Genomic DNA, 12,188 nt, shown 5'->3' on the forward strand with positions numbered 1-12,188 from the left:
TCCCGAACTTTACAGGGTAAATAGAAGGTGATGAACTTTCATAATCGCCCTGTGTATAGGTGATTGCTTCGTCGTTCCTCCCCGCAAGGACGAGGTAGTAGTTAAGGATGCCACCCTCCGCGCGTCATTGCGAGGTACGAAGCAATCCCGAACTTTACAGGGTAAATAGAAAGGTGATGAACTTGAATAATCACCCTGTATATATGTAGACATAATACATTGTGTCTTTAACCTTGTTACGGCAGCTTACTCAAATCCACATCTGGGGATTTGCCTGTTAATGGGCGTTCAAATATGGTGTTCCGCTTGGTGTAATTATTAAAAAAGCCGCAGTTTTTAAGGTAGAAAGCACCATTCATTATACCACCGGCATAATCCATTCTGTAGCCTTTAGCGCCGGTATTGTCAATAGTAAAACGGGCCTTGTTAAGTTCGGTCCATTTGCCGCTGCTATCAGCCACCCATTGGTTATTAAACATAACCTTGCGGGTTATGGTTCCCTGTTCCGGTTCAAAATTTTCTAAAAACGAATGCAGGTGCTGTAAATACGTATTGGTTTGCGGGCGGCTAAAGCTGGCTATTAGCTGCCATTGGTTTAACACAGGTGCAAAAAACCAGGTGGTGTAAACCGTATGGTTATTGCCATCGGGTTTTACATGCAGCAAAAAACTGTAAGTGTTTCCGGCTTTCCAGTTATACAGCATATAGCTTTGGCCGCCCGAGCCTTCGTTACCAAATTCGCCGGTATGTACATTAGTCCCTTTTTTCAGCATGGCTATTTTTTGATCTTCGGGAATTTGTCCAGGGTTATCAGTTTTAAAAGGGCTCCATACCGAAAACAGGATATGCCTTTCGGTAGGCGAGTTAACCTGCATGCCAAAATAACCCTCCCCAAAGCCATCGGCCATAAAATAGGAGCCTAATACATCGTTACCAACAGGTACAGTAACTTCATTATAAAACCACTCGGCATTCATTTTATCAGGTAATACATATCCTAAATGAACCGATGGGCCTCTTCGTCCCCAGTAAAAAAACTGGCCCTCGTTGTTTTTTACATAAGCTGTTTTAGCATCAATTGCAGTGCCTGATAATTTTATACTGCTGATATCAGCATAAGTATTCCCGGTTTTACTAATGCCTTTTATTTGTATAGCAATGTACCCGGTATCCGTCGCCAAAAATTCACCATCATAATGATCGCTAAAATTATTGCCGCTAACAGCAATAGTTTTAGTCGCCTTTAATGCCGATACAGCTATAGTGCTTTTACCATCGGTTTTTAGATTTAGCCAAAGCTTTATTTTGCCTTTGCTGGCAACCCTAACGTAAGCCGTAAAGCTCACTTGCTTATCAGTCCAGTTAACAATGCCTTTTTCATTGATGTCGCCGCCTGTGGTGTCTTTTGCTACGCGCCATGCATTACCACCAAGCGGAATGGTTATCAGACTGTCAGTAACTGTTGCTTTTATGCCGTTATATTTATTGCTGGCAGCAAAGCCAATTATGCTAAAACCGGGTATGGCAAAAAACAGGATACAAATAAAGGCTTTATTGAATTTCATTTTTATAAGTGCTTATAATGATATCGTTCAGGGTTGTTTTAGCTTCTTCCAGTTTTTTTAATAACTGAAATTGTGCCCTTGCACGTTGCAGGTTATGCTGTGGCGAATAGATCTTATAGTAAATATCACCCTCCAGATAGTCTGTCAAAAACCTTACAAACTGCATATAAGGTAACAGCAACACCCCCTCAATCAGCGAATGTACCTCAGTTTCGGTTAGCAGGCCAACTGTTTGCTGTAAATATCCTTTTACATAAGCGCTAAACAGCGGTATGTTAAGGCTTATGTTATCTATATCGGCTTCATCCTCTGGCGAGTTATTAATAATGGTACGTATGGCATCCCCAAAATCATAGGCAAGGTAGCCGGGCATTACGGTATCCAGGTCAATAACGCATTGGGCATGGTCATTTTCATCAAGCAATACATTGTTAAATTTGGTATCGTTGTGCGTTATGCGCAGCGGTAATTCTCCTTCGCGACCCATTTTTAATATGCGGCCCATTTGTGTTCTTCTCTGGTTGATAAACGCTATTTCGGCAGAAACTTCAGGCAGTCGTTTTACGCTATCTGCCGCTATTGCTTTATCCAGGTTTTGCAGCCGGTATTCAATATTTAAAAAACCTGGGATAGTTTCAACCATCAATGCCGGATCTAAATCGGCCAGTAAAGACTGGAAGCGCCCAAAAGCCTTACCACCCTCATAAGCTTGTTTTTCTGTTGATACCTGGTCGTAACTCCTGGTGTCGTTCAAAAAATTAAAAACACGCCAGTAATTGCCTTCATCATCCTTAATATAATAAGCTCCCGTATTAGTTTTAATAAGGGTTAATACTTGTTTATCCGGGTTTGATGCAGTGATAGCAAGGAGTTTTTTGCGCAGGTGCTGCGTAACTAAAACCAGGTTGTTCATTAAACCGGGTACATCCTTAAATACAAAGTGATTGATGCGTTGTAGTAAATAGGTATTGCCGCTGTTTGTGGTAATGCGATAAGTATCATTTATATGCCCCGAACCAAATGGCAGGGCCGAAATTATTTGCCCGCTGATTTGAAATTTAGAAAGTAAATGGGCAATGGTCAGGTCTGTCAACTTAGGTCAATTGTTTTTTGTAGGGTAAATATCCCTGATTAAAAACAAAAAACCCAACGAAGGTTGGGCTTTATTTAAAAAATGAAATGTTTGATACCGGGCCTTACTTCTCCAGTATAAAAGTAATGTTAGTCCAGTTTGGGGCGGCGGTAGGGCTGTGCATGGTTTGTTTTATTACCCAGCCTTCGTCAAGGTATCTGTTCACAGCGCCAATCTCATAAGCCGAATGGCGGTTTGTTACCGATTGCTCATAAACATTAATATTTACGGTTATTACTTTTTGTGCCATGTTATATTGGTTTTTATCAAATATAACTTTATAAGTAAATAAAGGCATTAATGTTTTAAAAACAGGGGCACCCTATCTCCTTTGCCGGAAAAATTGTCCATCAACTTGCGTGCTTCATCCATGTTATCCGCTATGCCAACTGTGCAAATTTGTATTGTCAATAACGACGAACAAAAACATAACAAAATGACACGTTTAAAAGCAATAAGCCCTGAAGAAGCTACCGGAAAAACAAAAGAACTTTTTACCGCCATACAAGGTAAATTAGGCATGGTGCCAAATATGATGCGTACAATGGGTAATTCACCGGCTTTATTAGAAGGTTACTTAACCTTTAGCGGTGCGCTGGCACATGGCGCTTTGGGTGCAAAAACCGGCGAGTTACTGGCACTCGCTATCTCATCAAATAATAACTGTGATTATTGTGTGGCAGCACATTCATTTATTGGCGAAAAACTGGTTCATATTGATTCATCGGCCTTAAAAAATGCACGTAGTGGTGCGGCTGCCGATATTAAAACTGCTGCTATTTTAAAATTTGCTGCTCAATTGCTTGCTAAAAAAGGAATGGTTAGTGATGAGGATGTTAATGCCGTTAAAAATGCAGGTGCTACCGAAGGCGAAATTGCTGAAATAGTAGGCCACGTAGCATTAAATATTTTAACTAATTACTTTAATAACACAGCAAATACGGTTGTTGATTTCCCTGCGGTTGAAGCTAATTAATTTCATTTGATGCTGAAAAGATAAAAAAGAAGAAATCTTATACAAAAGATACAGATAAATATAAAAGGTATAAGTTTTCTTCTTGTTACCAGCAGTAGCATTGGTTTTAAGTCAGGTTTTATTAATCTATAGCATTGGCATCAAACAATATTTTAATTTTATCAAAGATTTCATCATTTTAAATTATGGAAAATAAACGATACCCGCTGCCGCCTTTTAATATGGAAACAGCGCTACAAAAAGTACAGGCCGCTGAGGATGCCTGGAATACCCGCGACCCTGAAAAGGTTTGTTTAGCCTATACCATTGATACCGAATGGCGCAACCGTACTGATTTTATTAATGGCCGCGAAGAAGTAAAACAGTTTTTAAAAGCAAAATGGGAAAAGGAACTCGATTATAAGTTAAAGAAAGAGCTTTGGGGTTTCCGCGAAAACAGGATGGCGGTAACATTTCAATATGAGTGGCACGATGATGAGGGGCAGTGGTACCGCAGCTACGGGAACGAATTATGGGAGTTTGATGAAAATGGCTACATGCAAAAAAGAATAGCCAGTATTAATGATATGCCTATTAATGAGGCCGACCGTAAATTGCTTTAACACAATGCCCAGGCACGCAACCCTTTACAAATGATTAATATACAAACAGCTTTTACGTTAATAAATCCGCAAAACGGAAACCTGGGGTTTAAACTATTTTGGTTTGACGATGATAGTTATTTTGACCATTTGCAGCGGCATAATTATTATACCCTTGTTTGGGTAACCAAAGGCAGGGGTAAACTGAAAACTAATTTTGGCGAATACGACTTTGAAGAAAATACGCTGCTTACGTTCTCGCTTTATCAGCCGTATATGATAACTACCGATACCGGAATTGAAGGTGTGGTTTTAAATTTTCACCCCGACTTTTTTTGTATCTATAAGCACCATAAGGAGGTTGCCTGCAATGGCATTTTGTTCAATAATATTTACCAGCCACCATTTATTAGTGTTGACAAAAAGGCTGATGCTACCTTTAGGATGCTGATTGAGCAAATAAAGGCCGAAATGCAAAATCCTGTGCTTGCACAGTATGAGTTGTTGGTATCGTACCTTAAAATATTTTTAATAACGGCAGCAAGGTTAAAAACAGGGCAGCATCCGCAGATAGAAAAAAGCACTGCCGAGCAGCCTTTTATCCTGCAAAACTTAAAGGATGCCATTGAAGAGCATTTTAAACAAAAACATTCGGCAAGTGAATATGCCAGTATGCTAAATATTTCGGCAAAGGCTTTGGCTAAATTAGCTAAAACACATTTCAACAAAACCATAACCGATATGATTGCTGAAAGGATAGTGATTGAAGCCAAACGCGAACTTTACCTAACCAATAAACCGGTAAAAGAGATAGCGTTTGAGCTTGGGTACGATGATGAATATTATTTCAGCAGGTTTTTTAAAAATAATGCAGATGTATCGCCGCAAGTTTTTCGCGAAACTGTAGGCTTTGGAAAAGCGGAGGTGGGCTTATAGCTAAAAGTATATATAGCGCATTATAAATTTAAAATAATCAGTAAAAATCCATCTGCTTTAGTTATTTTCATAACCTGTATGCAAAAATGTTTTTACAGGGTTGCTAAATTTATCCTGAACCTTATAATTATTGTTTTAAGTTTTACCGCCGCACATGCTGCGCAGCCGGTTGTACATCTATCGCCCAAGCCAAGCTGGCTCAGCATTTGTAAGCCGTACGATAAAAAGCCCGCATTACGCACCGTTGAGGACGGTTACTTTTTTGCTTTGATTGAACACCAGGTTGAGGTTGAAAAACAGGCAGACTACCACCACATCATTCGCGAAATTGTTTCAGAAACAGGGATTCAGAACGGATCAGAAATTTCCGTGAGTTTTGACCCGGCTTTTGAAAAATTAGATTTTCATTCAGTTACAGTATGGCGCGATGGCAAATCGCAAAACCGTTTAAAGGTATCGGCGTTTAAAGTGCTGGCTGATGAAAAGGACCTTTCAAACTTCATTTACCAGGGTACTTACTCCGCCCTTTGTATTTTAGATGATATCCGCAAAGGCGATAGGATTGAATATTCATATACCATAACGGGTCGTAATCCTATCTTCAACAATAAGTTTTGCGGTTTTCTTTACCTGCAAAGCTACCAAACCGTTGCACACCAATACGCTGCACTTATTGTTTCGGCACAGCATAAGCTGAATATGAAGGCATTTAATGAGCTTTCAAAGCCAAGCATAACTGATGTTGGCGGATCAAAAAAATACGAGTGGGAAGACTTCCAGATAAAGCCTGCGCTGTATGATGAAAACGAACCCGGCTGGTACGATGCCCGTGCCTATGTGCAGGTAAGTGATTACAATAGTTGGGCCGAGGTTAATGATTGGGCACAAAGCATCAACCCGGCCAAAACAGATATAAAAGGCGAATTAGCCGAACGCATTGCAAAGCTAAAATTGGATGCTGGGAACGATAAGGAAAAGTATTTTAGAAATGCAGTTAAAACCGTGCAGGACGAAGTGCGGTACATGGGCATTGAGATAGGGCAGTACTCGCACAGGGCCAATAATCCCGAAAAGGTATTTACCCAGCGTTATGGCGATTGTAAGGATAAATCATTGCTGTTGGTTTCTATGCTCAGGGCCAATGGTATTGATGCCAATATGGTGCTGGTAAATTCAAACGGTGGCGATATTGGAACATTCATACCCGCTAACAATGTTTTTGACCATGCTGTTGTTGTTGCACAAGTAAATGGCAAGCCGGTTTGGGTTGATGCCACCATCAGCTATCAGCGCGGAGCGGGTACAGCTATTTATTTCCCCAACTATGGCAAGGGGCTGGTGCTTAAACCGGGTAACAATGCATTAGCAGTTATTCCGGATAGTAAGACCGGTAAAATAGTTTGCGAAGATAAATTCACCATAAAGGATGAGAAATCGCCGGTTAAATTTGAGGTAAAAACAACCTATACATTAAATCAGGCCGATAAGATCAGGTATAGGTTAGCCTCTGCAGGGATGGCCGAAACAGAAAAAAATTACCTCAAGTATTATTCAGGTATCTATAATAAAATAGAATCAAAAGATTCGGTTGTGGTTATTGATAATGAGGATAAGAATGAGCTGACAACCATTGAAAAATATGAGATCACAGACTATTTTAAAAAAGACTCTGTATCGGGCAAGTACGAGGCCGGCTTTTACGCCAACGGCATAAAAGAGCAATTGCCCGATATAACTAACCAAACTAAAACGCCCATATCTGTAAATTATCCTTTTAATGAGGATTATACGGTTAAAGTGATCCTGAAATCAGGATGGGATATACCCGATGCCCATAATTCAATTTCAAGGGATGCTTACCGCTTTTCATCGGCTTATTCAGCATCGGGTAATACTCTTACCCTTAATTATCAGTTTGCTTATTTAAAAGGCGTTATCCCCGTTAATAAGCTTGCTGAATTTAAAAAAGATATTAAAGAGCTTTCAGACAATGCCCTTTCTTATTCTATCAGCTATAGTCCGGGTGGCTCATCAAGCAATAATACCGATGTAAACCAGTGGATGCTTAACATGGTGCTTTTAATAGTGCTGTTACTTGGTTTTGTGGGGTACCGTATTTATCACCAGCAAACACCGCCTTTAGTTTTTACCTATGGTAATTCATTTATATCGGTTGGGGGCTGGTTAATATTGGTTGCTATTGGCCTTTTTGTAACACCTGTAACTGTTATTATGGCATTTGTAAATACCCGGTATTTACAAGTATCTGTGTGGGATAACCTTGGCGCCTATCGTTATGGCAACTCCCTAAAGGCGCAGGTTATATTTGAGGTTGCAGGCGAAACAGTATTAATGTGTTATGCTGTTTTTTGTTTGATACTGCTACTAAACCGGAGAGATATATTGCCTAAATACATTATTGGCTATTTTATATTTGCCACTTCTTTTTTTGTGGCTGATTATGCTTTTGTGGCTTCGGTAAGCCACCTTAAGGTGCCTGATTCATACATTACAACAATTACAAGGTCATTTATAATTGGGGTAGTGTGGATCTCGTACTTCAAAAAATCAACCCGGGTTAAGCAAACCTTTCTTGTTCCTTACCCGGCATACAATTACACCTATCAGCAGCCCGATACCATCATAAGCGATGAGCAGCAACAATTAAAAGATTAATGCGTGTTATGCCGCAACGTTGTAAAGCTGGATTATTATTATCTATATTAGATAAACAACAATGGCCTGTACAACCTGCCTACTAAATAATGGAAAGACTAATTAAAGGGTTCATCTTCTTTTTTTTATTGTTAAGCCATAGTGTTAATGCGCAGCAAAAAATAACCTGGCCCCATCATAAAAAAGCAGTTATAGTACTTACTTATGATGATGCCTTAGCTTCGCAGTTAAAAACAGCTATCCCGCAATTAGATGCCGCACATTTTAAAGGCACATTTTTTTTAACCGGCATGAGCCGCGATGCTATCCCTAAATGGCGGGCTGTTAGTAAAAACGGGCACGAGTTAGCAAACCATACCTTATATCATCCTTGCTTAAGTGCCACCATGCCCGATAACCCGGTGAATGATTCGCAGCACTATACCATTTATGGTATCCTGCGCGAAATTGATGCGCAAAATAATTTTCTGTACGCAATAGATGGTAAAACTACCCGTACTTATGCCTACCCATGTACCGAAACAGCGGTAGGTGGCCGCAGTTATGTTGATTCGCTCAGGCGATCGGGGATGATTAAATATGCCCGCATAGGCGGCGATATGGATGCCATTATAACCGACTTTAAAAAACTTGATCTGCTGTTGGTGCCATCATACGGATTGGATGAAAATGCATCGGGAGCCAAACTCATTGCCTTTGTAAAAAAGGCAGAGCAAAGTGCCGGCATGGGCATTTTTATGTTTCATGGTATTGGCGGCGACTATATCACCACACCTTCGGCATCTCACCAGGAATTAATAAATTATCTCAAAAAACATAAAAAAACTATTTGGGTAGCTACCTTTCAGCAGGCTATGGATTATGTTAAAAGCAAACAGACTGAATTAAAATAAACGGATGCTGAAAAAAATTAAAAGCCTTTTAACAGGTGCCGGTTTAGTACTTGATTATATGTATGATAATGTGCACCGGGTTATTACAGGTATGCCGCGCCTAAGCCGCAGCCAGATAACGGCACATCTTTTTTTAGGTAGTCAGTATAACTTACAAGGGCTTAAAAAATTAAAGGCACTCGGCGTTACTGCCATTGTAAATATGCGTACCCATAACGATTATAGCGATGCCATACACGCAGGCATTAAATACCTGCACCTGCCAACTGTTGACAATACCCCGCCACCTATGGATGTATTGATAAAAGGCGCTAACCTTATTGATGAGGAAATAAAAAACGGTGGTTCGGTGTATGTTCATTGCAGGCAGGGTTTGGGGCGTGGGCCAACTATGGCAATGGCCTATTTAATAAAAACGGGCCTAACTTTTAGTGGTGCTTATGCTATGATAAAGCGGGTACGAAAATTTATAAACCCGACCAAAGGGCAAGTAGAAAGGCTCAAGGAATTAGAGATATATTACAGTAAGCCTGCCGGTTTATAAAATCCCGAAATAAAATACCCTATTTTTAAAGATCTTTACCGCTGATGATGCCCGCTGCCAAACCCGCAAATATTGATTGGATAAGTAACCTGCGCCTAATAGCCCTATATGCGGTGATTATTCTGCACAGCACATCGCCTTTATTAATGGGTTATGGCCGCGTACCTATGGCAGACTGGTGGACGGCCGATTTTTTTAACGCATTGGTTCGTTTCGCTGTTCCCGTTTTTGTGATGATAACCGGGGCTCTGTTACTGCACAGGGAATATGAAATAGGTGGGTTTTTAAAAAAACGGCTGAGCAGGGTAGTGGTACCCTTTTTGTTCTGGAGTTTGGTTTACGTGTGGTATTCGTGGTATATAGAAGAAATTACCTTTGGTGCCGATGCCTGGCTTAATATAAAAATAGTACTGCATTTACTCAAAGTAGGCAGCTCATACCATTTATGGTATGTATATATGCTGATAGGGCTTTACTTTTTTATCCCCATTATTGGCAAATTTGTAAGAAATGCTACCCCAATCGAGATATTGTACTTTTTAATAGTATGGTTTGCTGTAATGCTCATCACCCAGCCATATTTATCACGATATAACCCGGCGGTTGATATGCATTATTTTGCGGGCTATGTGGGCTACCTGGTGTTAGGGCATTATTTGGCATTTACCGATTTTAAGGTGAAACACCTGCGGATCTGGATGCTTGCCTTGTTTGTTCTCAGCATAGTGTTTATTGCTATCGGTACCTATTTAATTATTCCATATCCTAAATTACCGGGTACTATGTTTTATGAGCCGGTAAACCCGGCAGTTTTAACGCTATCGGCAAGCGTTTTTATTATTGCTAAGCTAACCGTGCCTAAAGTTTCTCCGTTAGTTATCCGTATCCGGGATTTTGTTGGCGGATATAATTATGGCATCTACCTGGGTCATGCATTGCTATTATATTTTTTGGATGATCCTTTTGGTATCAGCTATAAACTATGCGCACCCATTATTGCTATCCCGTTAACAGCGTTCATCTGTTTTATTTTAACCTTACTGTTAGTTTGGATAATAAATAAGATACCATTTTTGGGGAAATGGGTGGCGGGCTAAGCGGCGAATTGGCGGTTAAAACATGTCTAAGAAACTATGCTACCTCCTTTAAATCGCCTGGCTTTAATATCCCAAAATAAAACAACTGATAATTCGTATTTTTTTTAAGAGATTTGTGCCCTTGCAAATTCTGCTCATTTTATCTGATGAAGAAACTAACTGAAAGCAATGCGGCCTCCTCCGCAGCCATACTGATCTTTATAACATTTGTAATCCGATGCTTTATAGCGGCTTATACCGGTCTTGGTATTGGTGAGTCTTATTACTTCAGGGGCGCACTGCATTTAGATCTCAGTTATTTTGATCAGCCGCCATTGTTTTTCTGGCTGGGCGGTTTGGGTATAAAATTATTCGGGCTCAATAATTTCGGTATAAGGTTCCCATCGGTGTTGTTATTTGCAGGTACCAGCTGGTTGTTGTTTTTAATTACCCGTAAATTGTTCAATGCAAAATCAGGCTTTTGGGCGGTAACCATTATGAATTTGAGCGCGGTATTTACCGTTGCCATAGCCTGCTGGTTTCAGCCGGATGCACCTTTGCTGTTTTTCTGGTTGTTAGCCACCTATTTTATTGTAGAGCTGATGGTTGGCCCTGGGAGTCAAACATCCGAAGCTACCCGCAATAGCCGCCGGGCCTATTTGCTGTGGTTGGCCGTAGGTATCAGTATGGGTTTAGCTACGTTGAGTAAGTACCACGTGCTGTTTTTGTTTGCAGGTGTATTTATGTATGTGGGCACTAATAAAAGCCAGCGCCATTGGTTAAGGCACCCCGGCCCGTATATTGCTATACTGATTGTGTTTATTATGGCATTGCCTATTTTATGGTGGAACTATAATAACGGCTGGGTATCTTTCATTTTCCAGGGATCAAGGGCAGGGGTAAAGAACGAGCATTTCCAGTTGCATATTGACTGGTTTTTACGCAGTATTTTAGGGCAATCGCTGTGGTTATTACCCTGGATATGGGTACCTACAATAAGGCAATTATTTAAATCATACAAACTGCGTTCGCAGCTGTTAGCTTACAGCTTTAGCTTCTGGATGTCTATACTACCTATCGTTTTCTTCACGGTGGTTACCCTTTGGGCCGATCTGCAATACCATTTTCACTGGCAGGCACCCGGTTACATGATGCTGTTTATCCCGCTGGGCTTTGCTATAGATAAAGGGTTAAACAGTGATATTAAAACCATGCGCTTTAACCGCAGGTGGCTTAATTTTTCTATATGTTTTACCATTATTACCATTGGCGTGCTAAGCATGCACATGGTAACAGGTTTTTGGCAGTGGTACGGCCCTAAATGGGTAGTGAGCTTTCATGGCGATAAAAATGACCCAACCATACAAGGGGTTGACTATACCGATATTAAAACCCGCTTTGAAAAAGAGGGTTGGTTAAATGACCCTAAGATATTTACCGGCAGCCCGCGCTGGTGGCTGATGGGTAAGGTTGACTGGGCACTCAAGGGCAAAAAAGACATTGTAGTTTTTAATGCCGACCCGCGTAATCTTGCTTTTTTGGTTGACCCTACAAAGCTGATTGGAAAAGATGCCGTTGTAATTGGCGATCAGCACCAGATATATGTTGATGCTGATACCAAGCCGTTTTTTGACAGCGTAACTCAACTGCCCGATATTCCTATCGTTCGTAACGGGCGGATTGAATACAGTTTACAGGTTTACTATTGTAAAAACTTCCATATCCCAACCGAAAAAAGGATGGATCTGCCGGTATACAGGCAACTGATAGGCTTACCACCATTTGGAAAATAAGACTTTAGTATTTTAA

11 protein-coding genes are annotated in these 12,188 nt (G+C 40.5%); 8 read left to right on the forward strand and 3 right to left on the reverse strand.

The window, feature by feature from the left end; translation table 11 throughout:
• Nucleotides 1–236: 236 nt before the first annotated feature.
• From ACQY4U_RS09795 to ACQY4U_RS09805, 3 genes are all read right to left on the reverse strand, one after another.
• Entirely contained in the window at nucleotides 237–1,565 is a 1,329-nt protein-coding gene (locus ACQY4U_RS09795; RefSeq protein WP_428329211.1) for a DUF3472 domain-containing protein, read from the reverse strand.
• Nucleotides 1,552–2,658: a phosphotransferase enzyme family protein gene (locus tag ACQY4U_RS09800; protein WP_428329212.1), complete on the reverse strand. Its 1,107-nt coding sequence runs from the start codon at nucleotides 2,656–2,658 to the stop codon at nucleotides 1,552–1,554. The genes ACQY4U_RS09795 and ACQY4U_RS09800 overlap by 14 nt, the downstream gene beginning before the upstream one ends.
• A 103-nt stretch (nucleotides 2,659–2,761) precedes the next feature.
• On the reverse strand, nucleotides 2,762–2,947 hold the full coding sequence (locus ACQY4U_RS09805) for a hypothetical protein (RefSeq protein WP_428329213.1): 186 nt from the start codon (nucleotides 2,945–2,947) through the stop codon (nucleotides 2,762–2,764).
• A gap of 186 nt (nucleotides 2,948–3,133) precedes the next feature.
• On the opposite strand from ACQY4U_RS09805, the gene ACQY4U_RS09810 reads away from it, so the two are divergent.
• The 8 genes from ACQY4U_RS09810 to ACQY4U_RS09845 all read left to right on the forward strand — a co-directional run bounded on the left by ACQY4U_RS09810 (nucleotide 3,134) and on the right by ACQY4U_RS09845 (nucleotide 12,172).
• Nucleotides 3,134–3,673: a carboxymuconolactone decarboxylase family protein gene (locus ACQY4U_RS09810; protein ID WP_428329214.1), complete on the forward strand. Its 540-nt coding sequence runs from the start codon at nucleotides 3,134–3,136 to the stop codon at nucleotides 3,671–3,673.
• A gap of 185 nt (nucleotides 3,674–3,858) precedes the next feature.
• The gene (locus ACQY4U_RS09815; protein ID WP_428329215.1) at nucleotides 3,859–4,275 is read left to right on the forward strand and encodes a DUF1348 family protein; all 417 of its coding nucleotides are present in this window, start codon (nucleotides 3,859–3,861) and stop codon (nucleotides 4,273–4,275) included.
• 30 nt (nucleotides 4,276–4,305) lie between these two features.
• Nucleotides 4,306–5,190, forward strand: coding sequence for a helix-turn-helix domain-containing protein (locus ACQY4U_RS09820; protein ID WP_428329216.1), 885 nt, complete (start codon nucleotides 4,306–4,308; stop codon nucleotides 5,188–5,190).
• Nucleotides 5,191–5,268: 78 nt separating this feature from the next.
• A complete protein-coding gene (locus ACQY4U_RS09825; protein ID WP_428329217.1) occupies nucleotides 5,269–7,866 on the forward strand; it encodes a DUF3857 domain-containing protein in 2,598 nt (865 codons plus the stop codon).
• A gap of 89 nt (nucleotides 7,867–7,955) precedes the next feature.
• Complete coding sequence (locus tag ACQY4U_RS09830; RefSeq protein ID WP_428329218.1) at nucleotides 7,956–8,759, forward strand: polysaccharide deacetylase family protein; 804 nt, start codon at nucleotides 7,956–7,958, stop codon at nucleotides 8,757–8,759.
• A gap of 4 nt (nucleotides 8,760–8,763) precedes the next feature.
• Nucleotides 8,764–9,303: a dual specificity protein phosphatase family protein gene (locus ACQY4U_RS09835; protein ID WP_428329219.1), complete on the forward strand. Its 540-nt coding sequence runs from the start codon at nucleotides 8,764–8,766 to the stop codon at nucleotides 9,301–9,303.
• Between the two features lie 44 nt (nucleotides 9,304–9,347).
• Nucleotides 9,348–10,400, forward strand: coding sequence for an acyltransferase (locus tag ACQY4U_RS09840; RefSeq protein ID WP_428329220.1), 1,053 nt, complete (start codon nucleotides 9,348–9,350; stop codon nucleotides 10,398–10,400).
• Nucleotides 10,401–10,546: 146 nt separating this feature from the next.
• Complete coding sequence (locus tag ACQY4U_RS09845) at nucleotides 10,547–12,172, forward strand: ArnT family glycosyltransferase (RefSeq protein ID WP_428329221.1); 1,626 nt, start codon at nucleotides 10,547–10,549, stop codon at nucleotides 12,170–12,172.
• Nucleotides 12,173–12,188: the final 16 nt, after the last annotated feature.

This window comes from Mucilaginibacter sp., assembly GCF_965277465.1.
In the GTDB taxonomy this organism is placed as follows: Bacteria; Bacteroidota; Bacteroidia; order Sphingobacteriales; family Sphingobacteriaceae; genus Mucilaginibacter.

Bases quoted from the DNA above. Each gene is read 5' to 3' on its own strand.
- ACQY4U_RS09795 (WP_428329211.1), bottom strand. From the start codon at position 1,565: ATGAAATTCAATAAAGCCTTTATTTGTATCCTGTTTTTTGCCATACCC.
- ACQY4U_RS09805 (WP_428329213.1), bottom strand. From the start codon at position 2,947: ATGGCACAAAAAGTAATAACCGTAAATATTAATGTTTATGAGCAATCG.
- ACQY4U_RS09810 (WP_428329214.1), top strand. From the start codon at position 3,134: ATGACACGTTTAAAAGCAATAAGCCCTGAAGAAGCTACCGGAAAAACA.
- ACQY4U_RS09815 (WP_428329215.1), top strand. From the start codon at position 3,859: ATGGAAAATAAACGATACCCGCTGCCGCCTTTTAATATGGAAACAGCG.
- ACQY4U_RS09820 (WP_428329216.1), top strand. From the start codon at position 4,306: ATGATTAATATACAAACAGCTTTTACGTTAATAAATCCGCAAAACGGA.
- ACQY4U_RS09825 (WP_428329217.1), top strand. From the start codon at position 5,269: ATGCAAAAATGTTTTTACAGGGTTGCTAAATTTATCCTGAACCTTATA.
- ACQY4U_RS09830 (WP_428329218.1), top strand. From the start codon at position 7,956: ATGGAAAGACTAATTAAAGGGTTCATCTTCTTTTTTTTATTGTTAAGC.
- ACQY4U_RS09835 (WP_428329219.1), top strand. From the start codon at position 8,764: ATGCTGAAAAAAATTAAAAGCCTTTTAACAGGTGCCGGTTTAGTACTT.
- ACQY4U_RS09840 (WP_428329220.1), top strand. From the start codon at position 9,348: ATGATGCCCGCTGCCAAACCCGCAAATATTGATTGGATAAGTAACCTG.
- ACQY4U_RS09845 (WP_428329221.1), top strand. From the start codon at position 10,547: ATGAAGAAACTAACTGAAAGCAATGCGGCCTCCTCCGCAGCCATACTG.